Here is a 17,782-nt window from a genome sequence, read left to right as displayed (position 1 = left end):
ATGTCCCCATCTCTGCTAATCTCGAATTCCATGTTTCGGAGGACTTTGTGTCGACATCCCTCAGAAAGTCCCTATTTTCAGGCCGTGCAGCAGAACTAGATGCGATGGAATCCGCGTTCCGGGATGTCTCCGGCGGGCGCCAGCGTTCTATTCTTCTCGGGGCGGAAGCTGGCGGCGGAAAGAGCCGGCTGGTCGAGGAGTTTACCGGCCGGCTCTCCGGCCGTGCCCTGATCCTGAAAGGCGGCTGCATCGAGCAGCGGGAATCGGCATTGCCCTATGCGCCGGTCACCGCCGTGCTGCATGAACTGGTTCAGCTGCGCGGCGCGCCCTCGTCGCGGTCACTCGTCGGCGCCGAAGGTGCACGCGAGCTCGCATGGCTTCTTCCCGAATTCGGCGAGACCTCTGAAAGATTCGATCCGGGCATCGCAAGAGCGCGGCTGTTCGAAGCGCTGCGAAAATTGTTTGAGGAACTGGCACGGGAGATGCCGCTCGTCGTGGTCGTGGAGGACATTCACTGGGCCGACCAGGCCACTTGCGATCTGCTTCGTTTCCTCACGACGCGGCTGAAGAAAACTCGGCTGATGCTGATCGTCACCTACCGACCCGAGGAGACCAGCGGCAGCAACGCACTGCGGACGACCATCGCCGACCTCTCGCTTTCGGAGGGAGCCGAGGTGTTGAGGCTTCCCCGCCTGAAGCGCGCCGAGGTCGCCACGCAGCTCGAGGGGCTGCTTGGGCGTCCGCCAACAGCTGCTGTCATCAATGAGGTCCATGCGCGGTGTTGCGGGATCCCGCTTTTCACCGAGGCGCTTATTGATGCGAGCGGAAGCGTGCGTACAGATTTTCCCGGCTCGCTCAACGACTACCTGCTGAAAGCGGTCAGGGAGATGCCGGCGTCGACAGCCGGCCTGTTGAAGGTGATGGCGCTTGGCGGCCCGCATATCACGCACACGCTGCTTCGCAGTGTGGAGAACAAGTCCGACCTTGAAGTGGCCGAGTTGCTGCGGCCCGCAATTTTGGCCGGGATCCTTGTGCCCGATGGTGACGGATATGCGTTCCGCCATGCGCTGATCCACGAGGCGGTGCGCAGTGACCTGATCGCCGGCGAAAGAATGGCCATCCATCGTGCCTATGCTGGGGTGCTCGAACGCGGCCCGGTTCCAAGCTACCGGGTTTGGCATTCCGCAGCACTCGCCCGCCACTGGCACGGCGCCGGCCAAGCCGAATCTTGCCTGCGGTGGGCCTGGCAATCTGCCGCGGAAGCCGCTGCCACCTTCGCCTATGAAGACCAGATGGAGATGCTGAAGCTCGTGCTGGCAACCTGGCCCGAGGTCGACAACGCGGCCGATTTGACCGGCGCGGGTCACTGCAGGGTGCTGGAACTCGCCGCCGATGCCGCTTGCTGGGCGGCAGAGGCGGAACAGGGTCTGGCTTTTGTCGAACGCGCACTTGCCGAAGTGGATGCAGAACGCGATGGCGAACAACTGGCAGCGCTTCTTCTGCAGCGCGCGGTGATGCGTCAGCACACGCTTATCCCAGGCGAAATCGCCGACCTGGAGAGAGCGCTTGATCATTCGGTCGATCCCACAAGGCTGCGCGCGGACGGACTGGGGCAGTTTTCCCGCGCGCTGATATTGCGGGGAGAATTCGACCGCGCCAAGCGCTTGGGCGAGGAACTGAAGGAGCTGTCGGAGAGGCTCGATGACGAGGAATACCGCATCGAGGCGCTGATTGTCGCGGCGTCGGTAGACATGGCTTCGAACAGTTCGCGGGTCGATGCCCTCTGGAGCGTGGCTAGGCGCGCGGAAAAGGCTTCCATCGGCCGGGTCGAGGTGCTGGCCGGTGCAGCCCTGCTTCAAGCCCTGCTCGAGAAAGGCGACTACGCTCAAGTCATCGAAGTCGGACCGGCAATTTTTGCCCGGACCGTCGAGCTCGGCCAGGCCCGGTATATCGGGGCGATCGTGGGGTCACCTCTGTGCCGCGCCCTGCTCGCCGTCGGCCGCGTTTCCGAAGCCATAGAGACATGCGAACGGATGGCGGCGTTGGATCCGCTACCGCTGGGGCTGGTACATGTTTTCGAATGCCAGGCGGAGATTGCCCTGGTCTTGGGGGATTCGGATCGCGTTGCCGCAGCGGCAAGCTCCTTGCGCGCCCTGCCGCCCGGCCCTCAGGTTGCGAACCGTATGGCCGCCAATCTTCTGAGATTCGATATCGAAAGCCGCGCGCTGGCGGGCGACATGGATCAGTCTGCGATGCTGATAAGATCCGCCTCGACCCAACTCGACAAGGAAGGAGGCATCTCGTGGCCGCTGCTGGCCTCGGCCATGCGTGCTGCTGTCGATACGAACCAGAAAGATGCCGCTCGCCAACTCGCCGACCTTGCCGTTCGGACCCCGTGCCGCAACGTCGTTGAGGAAGCCGAGAGGCTGGGCATCTCGGCCGAGTTCTCGCGCACGGCGGTTTCCGACCTCGATGCCTGGGAAGCGGTTGCCCAAAGCTGGGCTGATTTGAGCCAGCCCTTTCGGCAGGCATATGCCCTTCTGCAGGCCGGGAGCGCTGCGGTGAATGCCGGCAAGCGCGCCAGGGGTGCTGACCATTTCGGGCGAGGTGCGGACCTTGCCCAGTCGATCGGCGCTCGCCTCCTGTGCAATCAGATCGAGACGCTGGCGGCAAAGACCCGCATTGATCTGCGCGGCGGGAAAGACGGCGGCGTGCCGAAGGCGCCGCTTGGCTTGACGGATCGGGAATTCGAGGTGCTCAGGCTTGTCGCCGCTGGACAAAGCAATCGTCAGATCGCCGATAATCTGTTCATCTCGTCGAAAACGGCAAGCGTTCATGTCTCCAACATTTTGAGCAAACTCGCCGTCCCCAGCCGCGGTGCTGCGGCCGCCATGGCGCACCGGCTCCGGATGGTTGATCCGGCGTAGAGGTGCGCTTCAGGAGATTGTCTAGGTAGACCCTGCTGATATTTGCTCACAGGCATCCCATTCTTTCGTGGCCTAGGCATTTTGCCTGATGTGCTTGCGCGGCCTTACGTCGAGCATGGTGATATGGCGCCCCGAGCAGAGGGCCCGGGATTTCATCATCGGAGGACAAAATGCACGTCTCTTCCACCGCCTTGGCCGATACCCAATGCACGATCGATTCCTATGAAGGCTGTGCCGATGACTATAGCCGCATCGTTGATCCCTTTCCCGCGCCGAGCCTGGAGGCAGCCTTGCGTCAGGTCGCCATCGCCGCCGGCAAAGGCGGCCGGGTCCTTGAGATCGGATCAGGGCCTGGGTGGGATGCGGATTTCCTCGAGACACAGGGTGTTTTGGTAAGGCGAACCGATGCGACGCGGCGGTTTCTCGAGCTGCAGGCGGCGCGCGGCAAGGAAGGCGAACTCCTTAATCTCATCACCGATAACCTCGGCGGCCCTTACGATGCGGTGATTGCCCTCTGCGTTCTCATCCACGTGCCTCGCGACCAGACCGCCCAAGTCCTCGAAAAGATCGCCGCCGCGCTGCGCCCGGGAGGCGTCTTCCTGGTGACGATGCGGGATGGAGACGGGGAGACGAGCGGCGCCTACCATATGACCTACTGGCGCCGCGATGACTTCGCGCTGTGCATCCAGGCGGCCGGTCTGGATCTTGAATGGGACGCATACCGCATGAGCCGCAACGACGAAGCGTGGCACACCTTCTACGCCCGACGACCAGGATGACGCCCCGAGGCTGCTAGCAGGCGTACTCGATCAAAACGTAGGCGCCGGCCGCGCCTGCTATTTCCAGCTCGTGTAATCGGCGGCGGTGCAACCAAACGGCGCACGATCCTGAGCAAACCGCTTCTTGAGCTGTTCGCATCCCCATTCGTTTAACGGCGCCGGCATGAGGTTGTTAATGTCCATGCCAGGCGATTGAAATTGCGTCGGCGAGCTCGTGACGTACCACAGCCAGAAGCCGACCACACCGACGGCGATCAGAAGCAACGTGCCGAAGAAAAGCTGCAGCCGCCTCCAGATCGATATCGTCCTTTTGGCTTCTTCGATCAACACCGGCGCGCTCTGATCGCCGTCTTGTTGATGCGCCAGGGGTGCAAGAGCCGCGGTGCGCTCGGCTTCGGTCAGCTCTACGCGCTGCAGACGATCGTCGAGAAGCACTGGCAGGGCTGTATTGCCGTGCCTGACGGCCAGTCCGATCGCTTTGCCGTTGGCTTCACCGACGATCAGAGGTTCCTGTCCGCTCTTCATCCGCGTGTAAGCCGATCGCCCCGTTTTGTCGCTGGCGATCTTGTCATTGTAAGTGATGGAAAGGACGCCGCGCCTGCGGTCGAATGCGCTGATCTCGACCGGGACGGGAATCAGCCTGGCCGGCCGGCGTAATTGCCCCTTGACCCGCCAAATGCGGATACCGAGAAAAATCATACCCAGGCTCATGCCGCCGAGGAGGACCACGAACAGAGTGAGCGTGATGATCCTGTTCCAGAGCATGTCGAGACCCAGGCTCATTGTCGCGAGTTCTGGATGATCGGCGGAAATCACAAGATCGGTTTCATAATCGCCGGTATGAAAATCGACGAACATGACCTCGACCTCGGTGTCGTAGTTTCGTCCACCATAGTTGTAGACAAGGCGTGCCTCGCAGTCGGTAAAGACCGCCTTGCGTGTCGTGCATTTCCCGTTTTGCACGTCGCCGTTTTCGAGCACCAAAGGGTTCTGGCTGATCTGGAAATCACGAATCACCCCTGGTGCTTCCGTGACGAATAGAAAGACAGCCAATGCCAGGATAATCGGCGTTGCCCAGAAGTAAGCGTTGGGCGTGGAGATGACGTTGCGCGCCAATGATAGCGGGCGGCTGGGGAGAACAAGCGAAAACAACGGCGTCGGACCCCTCATTTGATAGCGCAGCGCGCCGGTAAAGCTTCAGACAGCGGCCGAACGAGCGGAGTTGGCGTCATCCCGACCGGTTTGCACAATCCCATTGTGCGATTCCGATCTACAACCTGTTGCAGGCAATCGGCAATCCCTTTCTACACGCATGGGCGGCAATCCCGCGTTTGATTCTGTCGATAACGTGGGCGCCGCGAGATATCAATTTCAGCGATGCTTCCGGACGCGGCATCGAGGCGATCAAAAATGTCTGATCGTTAGGCGATCGGTTGTCGGAAGCCGGATTGACCCTCGACGAAACTGTTGCCTCCTTGCCTTTAAAGTTGCGTCAGCGCTATGAAGGTTGATAGAGGAGCGGTGGCGGTATAGTTTCGCTTTCGCAAATCGACGAATGACACAAGGAATAGTTATCTCATGCCGACAGGTACGGTTAAATTCTTCAATGACGACAAGGGCTTCGGCTTTATCACCCCAGAGGATGGCGGACAGGACGTGTTCGTGCACGTGTCTGCACTGCAGCGCGGCGGGTCGCTCCGCGAAGGCGACAAGGTCAGCTTCGACGTCGGCCAGGATCGCAAGACCGGAAAATCGAAGGCTGAGAACGTCTCAACCCTCTGATCCAAAGTCGAAGATTACCCAACCCGCGTGAGCGGGTTGGGCTCGTCGTCACGCCATAGGCCGCCACGACGGTTATCGAGGTCTGTGCGTGTCGTTTTCGGGTACCGGGGACGGCAGGATGCTCCACGCATCCACGTCAGACAGACGCCAAGCGCTATTACGCCTTTGATAGATATGCTCTCGACCGCCTCCTCGGCGATCATCACCGGCGAATTGGTGTTGCCGAAGACGATCGTCGGCATGATGAGGCATCGACGACCCGCAGCTTCGCCAGCCCATTCACTCGTAATCGCGAATCGACAACCGCCATCGTGTCGCTGCCCATCTTACAGGTGCGAGCATGCCGGCCCCGCCAAGAAGGCGACCGGTCGTTGCGAGCCTAAACTTGCATTCCGCCATGGCTGCGCAGTCGGCAGGCGCGAGCTAACGGAGGATGCCGGCTTCTTCCGCCGCAGCTTTGAATGCCAAAGCAGCCGCGGATGAATCCGCTCGCCCATCGACGGCGTCCGTGCAGATCCTCTTCGCGACGGCGAAGGATGCCGCTTTCTCGGGCGGCCAAGAGGTCATGAGATAGGCGAGCGCGTCCCTGCTGTTGCGGATACTCTTAAGGTGGTCCCCATCTCCAATGATGACCTCAACGGGCTGGTCCCAAAAATCGCGGCGCATCGACATCTCCTCAACTTTTTCGGCTATCCGCTCAACGTCATCTGCGCGCGCGCGTTCCAGCATCGGACTTTGGTCTGACGTGCCCCAGGAATCTCAGGGGGCCGAATGAACGATCTTCACCGCGATCAGGGTCACTCGTTGCTCATCGCAATCGCAGCACAGCGACGGTGCCGAACAGGGCTCGACACAGGTTTGTTGGAGCCAGCAGGCGGCCGTCAGACCAGGCCAGGCACGACGAACACCAGCCAGGCAATGATTGGTCCGATGATCGCGATCAGGGCGCTGTAGATCAGCAACTGTCGCAGCACCTGGTCTCGCTTGTCATCCGGCGCATTGGCGACGACAAGGGCGCCATTGGTGGAAAACGGACTGGTGTCGACGATCGTGGTCGAGATTGCGATCGCGGCGACCACGCCGACGGCGCTGATGTGTCCTTGCAACAGGAACGGAACGGCGAGAGGGATAATCGCGCCAAGCAGCGCGGTCGACGACGCAAAGGCCGAGACGATTGCACCCGTAAAGCAAAGCAGAAGCGCCACCAGCAGCGGCATGCCGAGACTGGATATACCGTGCGCCACATAGTCGACCGTCCCGGCTTTTTCCATCACGCCGACATAGGTGATGATGCCGGCGATCAACAGCACGGTCGACCAGCTGACCTTGTCGATCGCAGCCTTCTGAGCCTTCGGCGACAATAGTGCGAGAACGACGGCCACAGTCATTGCGACGAGGCCGACGTTGAACTTGAAAACCAGGGCGCCGATGCCGAGCGCCGTCAGGCCAATCAAGGTGGTAATTCTTTCATTGTTCAGGCGCAACGTCGTCGCGGTATCGGCCGCCGTACCGTAGGCGTGGTCCCTGATCGGTTTTGCGGGCGTGCCGCCATGGCCTCTGATCGACGCCGATACGCCCTCGGGATGCAGTTCGGGCAACGGGCCGATCGAAGCGGCGTCTTGCTTCATCACTTTGGCGCCACCAAAAAGGAAAAAAACCAGCACGGCGATCGCCAGGTTGAAGAAGAAGCTGGAGAGGAACAACGACGTCGGAGCGAAAGGCAGGCCGGCCTTCTCGACGATCTGGTTGGTGATGCCGCCGTAGATGCTGATCGGCGAAAAGCCGCCCGCCTGCGCTCCGTGAATCACCATCAGGCCCATCATGACAGGGTGAATGCGGTACTGCACTGCAAAGCTCAACGCGACGGGCGCAAGGATGGCGACCGCAGCCGGGCCAAGAGCGCCGAAACCGGTAATCACAGCGGCGACGAGGAACATCACCCAGGGAATCAAGGCAATCCGGCCGCGCACCAGGCGGACGGCACATTCGACGAGCCAGTCGATCGTGCCGTTGATCTGCGCTATGGCGAAAAGATAGGTGACGGCGACGAGCGTCAGGAACAGGTCGCTTGGAAAGCCGGCGAAAATGTCGCTGGTTTTCATCCCGATGATGATGGAGCCGAGTATGAAGGCTCCGGCAAATGCCAATGCGCCCATGTTGATTGGCTGGATCGTCGCAACGATAAACATGGCGACCAGCAGTCCTATGGATAGTAATTCAATACCCATGATTCCCCTCCCTCCGACGCCGCCGGCGCCGTAGCTGTTGTTTTCAAGATTGATGCAGGATGCGACGACCCCCCTCCCAGAGGGCGCGGTCGCCTTACGTCCTGGTATAAAGATCGGCGTATTGCTGCCGCAGGATGTTTTTCTGAACCTTACCCATGGTGTTGCGCGGCAAGTCCTCGGCGAAGATAACGCGCTTGGGTTGTTTGAAGCGGGCAAGACGGTCCTGGAGGGCGCTGACGATGGAATTTTCATCCAGGACGGCGCCGGGCTTGCGCACGACGACGGCGGTAACACCTTCTCCGAAATCGGGATGCGGCACGCCGATCACGGCGCTCTCGACCACACCTTCGATCTGGTCGATCTCGCTTTCGACCTCTTTCGGATAGATGTTGTAACCGCCCGAAATCACCAGATCCTTGCCGCGGCCGACGATGTGGACATAACCTTCCCGGTCGATCTTGCCGAGATCGCCGCTGATGAAGAAACCGTCGGCGGTGAATTCGGCCGCGGTCTTTTCCGGCATCCGCCAATAGCCCTTGAAGACGTTCGGCCCTTTGATCTCGATCATGCCGGTTTGTTCAGGCGGCAGCTCGAACCCCGTGGCGGGGTCGGTTACACGCACCGTCACATCAGGCAGCGGAAAGCCGACCGTTCCGGCAATCCGTTTGCCGTCATAGGGGTTCGAAGTGTTCATGTTGGTTTCCGTCATGCCGTAGCGCTCAAGGATCGCGTGACCGGTGCGCGCCTGAAACTCGCTATGTGTTTCGGCAAGCAGGGGAGCCGAACCGGAAATGAACAGGCGGATATTGGCGACCGCCTCTTTGTCGAGGCGCGGGCTTTGCAGAAGACGCACGTAGAAGGTCGGCACGCCCATCAGCATCGTTGCCCGCGGCATTAGTGAAACGACCTCGTCGGCGTCGAACTTCGACAACAGGAACATCGAGGCGCCGGCGAGCAGTGTGACGTTGGTGGCGACGAAAAGACCATGCGTGTGAAAGATCGGCAAGGCGTGGATCAGTCGATCGTCGGCCGTGACGCGCCAATAGTCTCGCAAGGTCAAGGCGTTCGACAGCAGGTTCCCATGCGTGAGCATCGCCCCCTTGGAGCGTCCCGTCGTTCCCGACGTATAGAGGATGGCCGCCAGATCATCGGCAGAGCGCGAGGCATCGACAAAGTCTGCCGGCTCATCGCGTGCGAGATCAAGCAACGAGCCGCTGCCGTCGGTGTCGAGCGTTTCGACGATCGCACCGTGCGATTTCGCGACCGTCTCCACGCCCTCTCGGGCAGCCGGCGCGACAACCACCAAACGCGGCTCGGCATCGCCAATAAAATAATCGAGTTCAGCTAGCGTATAGGCGGTGTTGAGCGGCAGGTAGACCGCGCCGCTGCGAAGACAGGCGAGATAGAGGATCAATGCCTCGGCGCTTTTCTCGACCTGCACCGCCACTCGATCGCCCGGGCGAATGCCGAGCGCGTCCATGGCGCTGGCGATGCGGCCGGAAAGAGGGAATGCGTCATTGTAGGTCCATGTGCGCGCGCTATCGCGGATGAACGGTGCGTCACCGGGCGCGGCGGCCCGCATGGCGTCGAAAAGATGGTTGCTCACTTTCGCCCTCCTCCAAGCGTTGAATTCACCATTTGTGCGAATGGCCGGGAGCCCTGTTGGCCATTGCCGCCGCGGCGGCTGTCGTCGTTCTGGTTGAGCAAGCCTTTGACGGCGGGCGAGGCAATCACTTCGCCGCGCTGCGCCAGAGCCTCGTGGTTGGCCACGATGTCGTCGAGCTTGTAGAGGTAATTGACCATCAGGCCGTGAGCCTGCTGCATCGCCTTGGGTGAGCGATCGCCCAGAAAATTCAGTCTTTCAAGTCGGGCGCCGTTGCCGAGATGGAAGCGGGCGACAGGATCGACGGGGCGGCCCTCCGGCGTCCGTTCGATCAGGAAGTAGCGTGCCGCAAGGGGGAGCAGCACCCGCTCCACTTCGGTTGCCATATCTTCGTTGTCCGGCCAGTTCGGATCGTCCAGCAGCATCAGCGTTTTGCGGGCCGCTTCCGGCAGCAACCGGTCGTCGGTCGAAGCGCGTGCTTTGGCAAGCCAACGGGTAAAGCCTGGAACGGGCGACAGGGTGACGAAATTCTTCAGGCCGGGCAGATCTTTGCGCAGGTCTTCCACGACCTGCTTGATCAGGAAGTTGCCGAACGAGATGCCGCGCAAGCCATCCTGGCAGTTGGAGATCGAATAGAAGACAGCCGTCGTCGCTTCGTCGGCATTGATCTGCTCCCTGCCCTCGTCGAGTACATCTACGATCGCGCTGGGCACGGATCGTGTGAGCGCCACCTCGACGAAGACGAGCGGCTCATCGGCGAGCCGGGGGTGGAAGAAGGCAAAGCATCGGCGGTCGGCCGGTGCCAAACGACGGCGCAACTCCTCCCAGCCGGAGATCTCGTGCACCGCCTCATATTTTATGATCTTTTCAAGAATGGAAGCCGGCGTCGACCAGTCGATCGGTCGCAGCGTCAGGAAGCCACGATTGAACCAGGAGCCGAACAGATGCGTGAAGTCGGCGTCAAGGGCGTGATAACCGGCGGAATGATCTTTCGAAGCAAGCAGTTGCTGACGCATCCGGACGAGCTTGGCAGTGCCGTTCGGTGCGTGATTTAATCGCCGCAGAAGCTCCTGCCGCCTTGGCTCGGCTGCCTGGTGGAGAGCAATGACCGCGGCGGAGCTTTTGTCCGTGCGGTAATTTTCAATCGTCTGGTCGAGCTTGGCGGTGTCGGCCCCGAACTTTTCATGAAGCATTTGGAGGAAAGCCCGCGCGCTGTCGCTGTCGAGCGCCTCCCAGCGATCGAGAATCTCGGCCGCAAGAGCCATCCCCGACGCTTCGCCCCGGCTCGATAGCAGCATTTCGCAGAGCGTCTGGAGATCGGCCTTGGCTGCGACCTGGGTGGCGCGAGAGCCGGAAAACAGAAGCTGGCGTCCGCGGTCCGTGATGCTTTGCAGCATATCGGTAAAGAAGGAAGCCTCGGACATGCCATTTCTCCTCTCTGCTGATGGACCTGCGTGCGCGCGCAGACGGCCGCTTCCCATCGCCGGGTTTCGCCGGCAGTATGTAAAGTGTCATTTTTTGCACACAAGGTCAACAATCGTGTATACAAGAATGGCGCTTATGTATGAAGGAAGCGAACGAATGTCCGAGAATGTCGGCCGATGGCTGCGGGATGAGATTGAAAACTCAATTCTTTCCAACGAGTTCTCGCCCGGTGAGCGGCTCGATGAGATGGTGCTCGCGACGCGGTTCGGAGTCTCCCGCACACCGGTGCGCGAGGCGCTGATGCAACTGGATGCGATCGGCCTCATCGAAATTCGGCCGCGCAGAGGCGCTGTTGTCATCGATCCGGGACCGCACCGCGTCTACGAGATGTTCGAGGTAATGGCCGAGCTGGAGGGCCTGGCCGGGTCGCTCGCCGCACGACGGCTGGACGAGGCCTCCCGGGTAGCGATTGCGGCGGCCCATGCCCGCTGCCAACAATCGGCCGGCGCCGGTGACAGCGATGCCTATTATTACGATAATGAGGAGTTTCATAAGGCTATCTACGCAGCCGGCCGAAGCGATTTCCTCGAGGAGCAATGCGTGCAATTGCATCGACGCCTGCGCCCCTACCGCCGCCTCCAGCTGCGCGTGCGAAACCGCCTGTCGACCTCGTTCTTAGAACATTCCGCCATCGTCGATGCTATTTTTGCCGGAGATGGAGATGAAGCCCGCCGTCTGCTCAGGACGCATGTCGGCATCCAGGGTGAAAGATTTAGCGATCTGGTCGCAAGCATGGCAAACAGATGAACTTTTGTTGAGCGACACGCCTCAAGGATTTGAGGGCAAGAGCTTTTGACTGACCATTGACATTGGCAGCGTTAAGGCCGAAGCCGCACTCGGCCGCGCAATGCGCGGCCGTTTTCGCGAGGATTCGAGAGATGAAGACCAAGGCGGCTGCAGCCCACGCCGGAAACCTGATCATGACAGGTGTCGCGCTGATGCTGCTCGGCGATCTGCTCTTTGCGCTGAACGATGCGATGGGCAAGTGGCTGGTCGCAAGCTTTGCCGTCGGGCAGGTGCTGGTGATCCGCTCGGTCGGCGCTTTCATCGTGCTCGGACCCATGATCGCAAGGCAAGGTCCGATGGCTCTGTTCCGCGTCGAGCAGAAGGGCCTCCAGTTCATACGCGTTTTCATGGCGACCTGCGATGTCGCCCTGTTCTACGCGGCCGTCGCCTATCTGCCGCTCGCCGACGTTATGACCTTCTATATGGCCGGGCCGATCTACATCGCGGCGCTCTCGCATTTCTTTCTTGGGGAAAAGATCGGCTGGCGCCGGTGGCTCGCCGTTCTGGTCGGCTTCGCGGGCGTCGTCATTGCGCTGCGTCCGTCTACGGCGATGCTGTCGCTTCCGTCGCTCTTCGGCCTTGCCGGCAGCCTTGCCTTCGCTCTGTCGCTGGTGATGAGCCGTTATCTGCGCTCGACCAGCGACACGACGCTGGTGACATGGCAGACGGTCGCCGCTCTTGCCACCGGCATCGTGCTCAGCATCGGCCATTGGCAGGCGGCAACGCTGATCGATTGGTCCGGCATGCTGCTGCTCGGCGTCGTCGCCACCTGCGCGCATCTGTTGATCACCCGTTCGCTGAAGCTCGCCCCGGCATCGCTGCTGGCGCCGCTGCAATATACGCTGCTGCTCTGGGCGATCGTGCTGGGCTACATCTTCTTCAACGATATTCCCGATATGCAGATTGTCGTCGGCGCTGCAATCATCGTCTTTGCCGGCCTCTTCATCTTCCACCGGAAGAACCTGAAAGAGACGGTTCCCGCCGAAGCGGTCCCGCCCGACGGCCATTGAAGGCCTGTAGGCAGCGTACCTTGCCGGCGTTTGTCCGATACGGACTGGACAAGCATCGTCACTTCAAGACAGATTGCTTGCCGCCCGTCATGGGAGCAAGGCCCTCTCGAGCGTCGACAATGTGTCTCCAGATCAGGACGCTTTTTCGGGCCTTCGGCACACGTCTGGAACATCGAAATCATCGATTGACCTTCAACAAGGATGGGAAGGCGTCATGAGTTTCAACGACAGCGGCAGCGCGCCAAGATCTGCGGGCCGCGCGCGGCCGCGAGGGGTTCGCATCATGTTTCGGCTTGCCAAGGCAGCCTTCGGCCTAGCGATGCTGCTGGCGACCATCTGGGCCTCCTTCGCACTGTTCTACCGTCTGCCGGCTTCCCCTGCGATAAGAGGGGGCGCCGCAGCAGGCCTCGCACTGCTTGGCGTTGTCGCCGTAATTTCGTTGATCTGGAGGCCGCGCCTCGTCGTTATCCTTTCTTTCGTCCTATGCTTTGCAGGCATCGTCGCGTGGTGGAGCTCGATCGAGCCTCCTGTCACGGCCAACTGGGCCGGAGACGTCGCAAGGCAGGTGACGGGAACGGTCGACGGCGACATCCTGACGCTGACCGACGTCAGAAATTTTGACTGGAATAACGATGGCAGTTTCGTGGAGAAATGGGAGCCGCGCGCCTACGATCTGAGCAAACTCAAGAGCCTTGACCTGTTCATGTCCTATTGGGCAGGGCCGGAGATGGCGCACATGATCCTGAGCTTCAGTTTTGACGACGACCAATACCTGGCATGGTCGATCGAGGTGCGGAGAACGGCTGGGGGTAAATTCTCTCCACTCGGTGACCTCTTCAAAAGCAATCCCCTGGTCATCATTGCGGCCGACGAAGGCGATGTCGTTCGTGTCCGGTCCAACATCCGCGGCGAGGACGTCCAGCTCTTTCGCATGCGTGTTCCGCCGGCCAATGCCGCAAGGCTTCTCCTGCAATATGTCAGCGATGCAAACGCGCTCGCCGAACACCCGCACTTCTACAACTCGCTCACCACCAACTGCACCACCACTGCCGCCAAAATGATGCGGGCCGTCGGCGCCACATTTCCATTCGATTGGCGGCTGATCGTGAACGGCTACCTTCCGCAATTCGCCTATGACCGGAATGCGCTCGACACGAAGCTGCCGTTCGAGGAGCTGAAGGCGGCGGCGCATATCGCCGCTCGGGCAAAAGGTGCCGACGGCTCCGAGGATTTTTCGAAAGCGATCCGCGAGGGTGTACCTTCACCGCTGGATTGAAGAGCTTTCGGTATCATCTAATTCTCACCCGGCGGCTCCCAGCCGAAGACGCTGCGACCGCCGAATTCGGCGGATTGGCGAAATTCGCCGGCGATGATTTCTTTGAGGTCGGGACCGGTGACGTAGCGTTCCATCTGCCGGGATTGGTCATCCAGGCGCTTGAGCGCCTGCAGTTCCTCCTCCCGACCAAGCTTGCCCTTCTGCACCGCCGATTTCATCACCCCGATCGTCTCGTCATAGACCTTGAGTGGCACCGGAAAAGGATGGCGGTCCTTGCCGCCATGGGCGATCGAGAAGCGTGCCGGATCGGAAAAGCGGCAGGGCGCGCCGTGGACGACTTCGGCCACCATGGCCAGCGCCTCCACCGTGCGGGCGCCGACACCGGGAACCAGCAGCAGCTCTTCGAAATCCGCCGGCCCGCGGTCGGCAGCGGCGGCAAGATTTCCATGCAGGCGCCGCATGTTGACATCGCTTTCGCGCACGTCGTGGTGGGCCGGCATGATCAGATGCGGCAGCATCGGCTGTGCGGCGGGTTCTGGCGCCGGCTGCTCGACACGCAGCAGCGCGGCAGCCTCGCGTATGATCCGGTCGGGGCCGAGCGTTGCCAGCAGGTCGAGCTGGCCACGCCGCGATCGCTCGGCGCGCCGGTCGGCCAGATTGACGATCGTACCCTGGCTCCTGCCCTCGATAGCCGCATGCGGCGAGTCGACAAAACTCTCCAGCCCTTCCGACAGCCAGTGATAGCGCCGGGCCTGCCGCCTGTCGCCGTTCATGCCTTGCTGCACCACCACCCAATGGCCGTCATCGGCGACGATGAAGCCGTGCAGATAAAGATCGAACCCATCTTGAAGGGCAGCGCTGTCGACCTTGGCGATGAGGCGGCTCGTCGTCGCCAGGCCTTCGCCGTCGAGGCCGACGCGCTCGCCGATCGAGACGAGCTCCTGCGGGGTCTTGCGTGAATGTGCGCCGCGGCCGCCGCAGACATGCAGGCCGAGCTCGCCGGCGCGCGGTTTCAGCCCGCGCTTCAACGCGCCGAGAACGCTTGTAGTAATGCCGGAGGAATGCCAGTCCATGCCCATGACCGCACCGAAGGACTGGAACCAGAAAGGGTGGGCAAGCCTGCGCAGGAATTCGTCGCGGCCGTAGTGGTGCACGATCGCTTCGGTGATCAGGGCTCCCAGCCGCGTCATCCGGTCGCCGAGCCAATGCGGCACACGTCCCCCATGAAGGGGAAGATCGGCGCTGCCTGCTCGTTGTGACATCTCGTTTCCTCACGCTTTCCATCACCGGGAAGATAGCCCGGCCGCCCCTTCCAGCGCCGCACGGAACCCAAAAATATTCCAGGCGTTTGTTTTCGCAGCTAGAAGCCGAGGCAATCATGACCGCAATCGAGACCGTCTTCAATCACCCGAGCCTAACCCAGGCAAAATCGCAACGGCCGGACGGCCACGAAAATCAGAATAACAGCGCTTTGCGCCTGGACGGCAACGCCGAGAAGGCGGCTTTCCTGATCAACGGCAACCGATATTTCACCGAAGTTTCGCGGACGCTGCGGCAGGCACGGCGCACGATCTGGATCATCGGCTGGGATTTCAATCCCGACATCCCCTTGGAACCGGATAAATCCGACGAGACTTTGGCAGACCTGTTGCATGGGCTCGCAGCGGCCAATCCCGAGCTCGAAATACGCATTCTCATCTGGGCGCTCGGGCCGGTCTATTCCGAAAAATCGCTGCAGGTGCTTCGCAAGAAGACCTTCCCGCGGAATGCCAGGATCGACCTGCGCTTCGATCTTCAAGGTCCCGTTCGCGGCTGCCACCATCAGAAACTCGTCTGCGTCGACGACGCCGTCGCCTTCATCGGCGGCATTGACCTGACCTCGCGGCGATGGGACACAAAGCGCCATCGTGCCAGAGACAGACTCCGGCGTGACCCCGAGGGCGTTTCCTACGATCCGCTGCATGACGTTCAAGCGATGGTCACGGGCGACGCCGCCCGGCTGATCGGCGATATCGCCAGGCGGCGCTGGGAGGCAGCCACCGGCGAAAAGCACCTGCCATTTGCCGAGCGAGCATCCTTTTCCTGGCCGGACGATCTCGCCGTTTCGCTGCGGGAAATCCCAGTGAGCTTCGTGCTGACGGAACCGTCAACGACCTTGCGCGCCGGCATCAGCGACGGGATCGCCTCGACATTGGACATTATCTCCCGAGCACGACGCCTGCTCTATATCGAGGCACAATATCTCGCTTCCTTCCGCGTCGCCGACGCTATTGCCGCGCGCCTACAGGAAGAAGCCGGCCCCGAGGTTGTGATCATCTGCACGCGCAGCTCTCACGGGCTGATCGAGAAGCTTGTCATGGGCGGCAATCGCGACCGCGTCATCCGCCTTCTCAAACGGGCCGATCGCGCGAACCGGCTGCGGGTCTATTTTCCCGTCGTGCCCGGGCCGACAGTGGCCGGACAGGCGGTGCCCGGACAGACTGTGCCGGCGACGGTAGACGAGGTCGAGGTGCTCATCCATTCGAAACTGATGATCGCCGACGATGAGCTGGTGCGCATCGGCTCCTCCAATCTCAACAATCGCTCCGAAGGTCTTGATTCGGAATGCGATATACTATTCGCGTCTGAAACAGACGAGCACCGCCGCGCGGTCGCCGAGCTGCGCAATCGCCTGCTGGCCGAATATCTCGGAACAGGTACCGAGACCTTTGCAGCGGCTTACGCGCAAAGCGGCTCGCTGATCCAAGGGATCGACGCGCTGAATGATGGCAGTCAAGGTCTGAGAGAATTCGCCGTCGAGCTTTCCGGCAGTATCTCCCCGGTCAGAGGCACCGGGATCTTCGACCCGGCCCGGCCTTTCTTGGCCCTACGCCGACTGGGCCTCGGCGCCCTCGTCCGCCTCCTCGTCCGTCCTGCGTGATCGTCGAAAGACGATCTCACTGATGAGGAGAAGCGTCGTGCCGAGCGCCAATGGAATGAAGAAATAGGCGCAGCGAAACGCGATCAGCGCGCCGATCGAGGCTTCCTGCGGAACAGCATAGGAAACGGTCGCCTCGAGCACGCCGAGCCCACCTGGAACATGGGTTGCGAGAATTGCCGAATTGGCCAACACGTACGCCGTCACCGACCTGAAGAAGGCGACGTCGCCGAAGGCCGAGAGCATCTGGTGCAGGCAGGCGGAAACGAGCATGAAGTTGATCGTCCCGATCGCGACCTGCGCGACGGCAATCGAAAATCGCGGCAACTGAAACGACCAGCGCCAAAGCCTCAACTTGCCGCGGATGAAAAACGTCAGCCCGAGATAGACGACCGGCACAATGAGCGCCAGAAAGCCGAAGATGCGCACACTGGCCCGATCAAGCCGCAGCAGGCGCCCGGCATCACTCGGATTGACGATCAAAGCAAGTCCGCCCAACGTCACCAGCCCGAGCCCGACGGTGACGCCGCAGAACAGGATGATCTTCGCCACGTCCTCGGTCGTCAGCCCCCAGCGCGAATAGAAACGGTAGCGGAAGGCACCGCTGCTTAGCCCGGCAAAACCGATATTGTGGCCGAGCGACAGGCTGATGAACGAAGCCAACGCAATTCTAGGATAAGGCAAGGATTTGCCGAGCGAACGGATCGCCAGCAGATCAAAACAGCCAAGACACAGATAGGATGCCGCAGCAAAGAGAAGCGCTGTACAGAAGCTTGAAAGCGGTATGCTGCGAACCGATTGGACGATCTGATCGAGGCTGTACTGTTCAAAGATGCGATAGAGAAGAAAGACCGCAAAACAGAGGGCGGCAACGAGCAGTCCATTCCAGATCATGCTTTTCAAGCTCATCGATTGTCCTCAGAAGTGCGAGCGCGGTAGGTCGATGATCTGGAACGATCAAACGAGTTTTGTGTTCCCCCGGGAACGAG

General features: G+C 61.0%; 14 protein-coding genes and 1 pseudogene. 7 read left to right on the top strand and 8 right to left on the bottom strand.

The window, feature by feature from the left end; translation table 11 throughout:
• The first annotated feature begins 47 nt into the window (after positions 1 to 47).
• Both RLEG4DRAFT_RS05870 and RLEG4DRAFT_RS05865 read left to right on the top strand, forming a co-directional pair.
• Positions 48 to 2,927: a helix-turn-helix transcriptional regulator gene (locus tag RLEG4DRAFT_RS05870; RefSeq protein WP_003576027.1), complete on the top strand. Its 2,880-nt coding sequence runs from the start codon at positions 48 to 50 to the stop codon at positions 2,925 to 2,927.
• A gap of 170 nt (positions 2,928 to 3,097) precedes the next feature.
• On the top strand, positions 3,098 to 3,706 hold the full coding sequence (locus RLEG4DRAFT_RS05865) for a class I SAM-dependent DNA methyltransferase (RefSeq protein WP_003576025.1): 609 nt from the start codon (positions 3,098 to 3,100) through the stop codon (positions 3,704 to 3,706).
• A gap of 57 nt (positions 3,707 to 3,763) precedes the next feature.
• Here the strand turns inward: RLEG4DRAFT_RS05865 and RLEG4DRAFT_RS05860 are convergent, their stop codons facing one another.
• A complete protein-coding gene (locus RLEG4DRAFT_RS05860; protein ID WP_171898182.1) occupies positions 3,764 to 4,876 on the bottom strand; it encodes a hypothetical protein in 1,113 nt (370 codons plus the stop codon).
• A 408-nt stretch (positions 4,877 to 5,284) separates the two neighbouring features.
• On the opposite strand from RLEG4DRAFT_RS05860, the gene RLEG4DRAFT_RS05855 reads away from it, so the two are divergent.
• The gene (locus RLEG4DRAFT_RS05855) at positions 5,285 to 5,488 is read left to right on the top strand and encodes a cold-shock protein (RefSeq protein WP_003572688.1); all 204 of its coding nucleotides are present in this window, start codon (positions 5,285 to 5,287) and stop codon (positions 5,486 to 5,488) included.
• A 158-nt stretch (positions 5,489 to 5,646) separates the two neighbouring features.
• Here RLEG4DRAFT_RS05855 and RLEG4DRAFT_RS42390 read toward each other — a convergent pair.
• From RLEG4DRAFT_RS42390 to RLEG4DRAFT_RS05830, 5 genes and pseudogenes are all read right to left on the bottom strand, one after another.
• A pseudogene (locus RLEG4DRAFT_RS42390) lies at positions 5,647 to 5,822 on the bottom strand (GMC oxidoreductase); the annotation flags it as partial.
• 89 nt (positions 5,823 to 5,911) lie between these two features.
• Positions 5,912 to 6,217 carry a DUF982 domain-containing protein gene (locus tag RLEG4DRAFT_RS05845; protein ID WP_245277933.1) on the bottom strand — a complete coding sequence of 102 codons (306 nt, stop codon included), beginning with the start codon at positions 6,215 to 6,217 and terminating at the stop codon, positions 5,912 to 5,914.
• 152 nt (positions 6,218 to 6,369) lie between these two features.
• The gene (locus RLEG4DRAFT_RS05840) at positions 6,370 to 7,716 is read right to left on the bottom strand and encodes an SLC13 family permease (protein ID WP_003576019.1); all 1,347 of its coding nucleotides are present in this window, start codon (positions 7,714 to 7,716) and stop codon (positions 6,370 to 6,372) included.
• A gap of 94 nt (positions 7,717 to 7,810) precedes the next feature.
• The gene (locus tag RLEG4DRAFT_RS05835; protein ID WP_003576018.1) at positions 7,811 to 9,322 is read right to left on the bottom strand and encodes a malonate--CoA ligase; all 1,512 of its coding nucleotides are present in this window, start codon (positions 9,320 to 9,322) and stop codon (positions 7,811 to 7,813) included.
• Positions 9,319 to 10,743, bottom strand: coding sequence for a malonyl-CoA decarboxylase (locus RLEG4DRAFT_RS05830; RefSeq protein ID WP_003576016.1), 1,425 nt, complete (start codon positions 10,741 to 10,743; stop codon positions 9,319 to 9,321). The genes RLEG4DRAFT_RS05835 and RLEG4DRAFT_RS05830 overlap by 4 nt, the downstream gene beginning before the upstream one ends.
• A gap of 157 nt (positions 10,744 to 10,900) precedes the next feature.
• On the opposite strand from RLEG4DRAFT_RS05830, the gene RLEG4DRAFT_RS05825 reads away from it, so the two are divergent.
• The 3 genes from RLEG4DRAFT_RS05825 to RLEG4DRAFT_RS05815 all read left to right on the top strand — a co-directional run bounded on the left by RLEG4DRAFT_RS05825 (position 10,901) and on the right by RLEG4DRAFT_RS05815 (position 13,876).
• Positions 10,901 to 11,551 carry a GntR family transcriptional regulator gene (locus RLEG4DRAFT_RS05825; RefSeq protein WP_003576015.1) on the top strand — a complete coding sequence of 217 codons (651 nt, stop codon included), beginning with the start codon at positions 10,901 to 10,903 and terminating at the stop codon, positions 11,549 to 11,551.
• A 131-nt stretch (positions 11,552 to 11,682) separates the two neighbouring features.
• The gene (locus RLEG4DRAFT_RS05820) at positions 11,683 to 12,600 is read left to right on the top strand and encodes a DMT family transporter (protein ID WP_003576013.1); all 918 of its coding nucleotides are present in this window, start codon (positions 11,683 to 11,685) and stop codon (positions 12,598 to 12,600) included.
• Between the two features lie 283 nt (positions 12,601 to 12,883).
• Entirely contained in the window at positions 12,884 to 13,876 is a 993-nt protein-coding gene (locus tag RLEG4DRAFT_RS05815) for an Lnb N-terminal periplasmic domain-containing protein (protein WP_003576012.1), read from the top strand.
• Between the two features lie 17 nt (positions 13,877 to 13,893).
• Here the strand turns inward: RLEG4DRAFT_RS05815 and RLEG4DRAFT_RS05810 are convergent, their stop codons facing one another.
• Positions 13,894 to 15,138 (bottom strand): DUF763 domain-containing protein, encoded by a 1,245-nt coding sequence (locus RLEG4DRAFT_RS05810; protein ID WP_003576011.1) that lies wholly within the window; start codon positions 15,136 to 15,138, stop codon positions 13,894 to 13,896.
• A gap of 116 nt (positions 15,139 to 15,254) precedes the next feature.
• On the opposite strand from RLEG4DRAFT_RS05810, the gene RLEG4DRAFT_RS05805 reads away from it, so the two are divergent.
• Positions 15,255 to 16,796, top strand: a complete 1,542-nt coding sequence (locus tag RLEG4DRAFT_RS05805; protein ID WP_003576009.1) for a phospholipase D-like domain-containing protein — start codon at positions 15,255 to 15,257, stop codon at positions 16,794 to 16,796.
• Here the strand turns inward: RLEG4DRAFT_RS05805 and RLEG4DRAFT_RS05800 are convergent.
• Positions 16,743 to 17,702, bottom strand: coding sequence for a lysylphosphatidylglycerol synthase domain-containing protein (locus RLEG4DRAFT_RS05800; RefSeq protein ID WP_003576007.1), 960 nt, complete (start codon positions 17,700 to 17,702; stop codon positions 16,743 to 16,745). The genes RLEG4DRAFT_RS05805 and RLEG4DRAFT_RS05800 overlap by 54 nt on opposite strands.
• Positions 17,703 to 17,782 lie beyond the last annotated feature (80 nt).

The organism is Rhizobium leguminosarum bv. trifolii WSM2297 (genome assembly GCF_000271845.1).
The sequence above is the reverse complement of the archived record's forward strand: the minus strand, read 5'-3'. Positions and strand labels throughout refer to the sequence as shown.

What these genes read in the sequence shown, in the direction of transcription:
- RLEG4DRAFT_RS05865 (WP_003576025.1), top strand. Translation starts at nt 3,098, where the DNA reads ATGCACGTCTCTTCCACCGCCTTGGCCGATACCCAATGCACGATCGAT.
- RLEG4DRAFT_RS05805 (WP_003576009.1), top strand. Translation starts at nt 15,255, where the DNA reads ATGACCGCAATCGAGACCGTCTTCAATCACCCGAGCCTAACCCAGGCA.
- RLEG4DRAFT_RS05810 (WP_003576011.1), bottom strand. Translation starts at nt 15,138, where the DNA reads ATGTCACAACGAGCAGGCAGCGCCGATCTTCCCCTTCATGGGGGACGT.
- RLEG4DRAFT_RS05820 (WP_003576013.1), top strand. Translation starts at nt 11,683, where the DNA reads ATGAAGACCAAGGCGGCTGCAGCCCACGCCGGAAACCTGATCATGACA.
- RLEG4DRAFT_RS05855 (WP_003572688.1), top strand. Translation starts at nt 5,285, where the DNA reads ATGCCGACAGGTACGGTTAAATTCTTCAATGACGACAAGGGCTTCGGC.
- RLEG4DRAFT_RS05825 (WP_003576015.1), top strand. Translation starts at nt 10,901, where the DNA reads ATGTCCGAGAATGTCGGCCGATGGCTGCGGGATGAGATTGAAAACTCA.
- RLEG4DRAFT_RS05860 (WP_171898182.1), bottom strand. Translation starts at nt 4,876, where the DNA reads ATGAGGGGTCCGACGCCGTTGTTTTCGCTTGTTCTCCCCAGCCGCCCG.
- RLEG4DRAFT_RS05815 (WP_003576012.1), top strand. Translation starts at nt 12,884, where the DNA reads ATGTTTCGGCTTGCCAAGGCAGCCTTCGGCCTAGCGATGCTGCTGGCG.
- RLEG4DRAFT_RS05840 (WP_003576019.1), bottom strand. Translation starts at nt 7,716, where the DNA reads ATGGGTATTGAATTACTATCCATAGGACTGCTGGTCGCCATGTTTATC.
- RLEG4DRAFT_RS05830 (WP_003576016.1), bottom strand. Translation starts at nt 10,743, where the DNA reads ATGTCCGAGGCTTCCTTCTTTACCGATATGCTGCAAAGCATCACGGAC.
- RLEG4DRAFT_RS05845 (WP_245277933.1), bottom strand. Translation starts at nt 6,217, where the DNA reads ATGCTGGAACGCGCGCGCGCAGATGACGTTGAGCGGATAGCCGAAAAA.
- RLEG4DRAFT_RS05800 (WP_003576007.1), bottom strand. Translation starts at nt 17,702, where the DNA reads ATGAGCTTGAAAAGCATGATCTGGAATGGACTGCTCGTTGCCGCCCTC.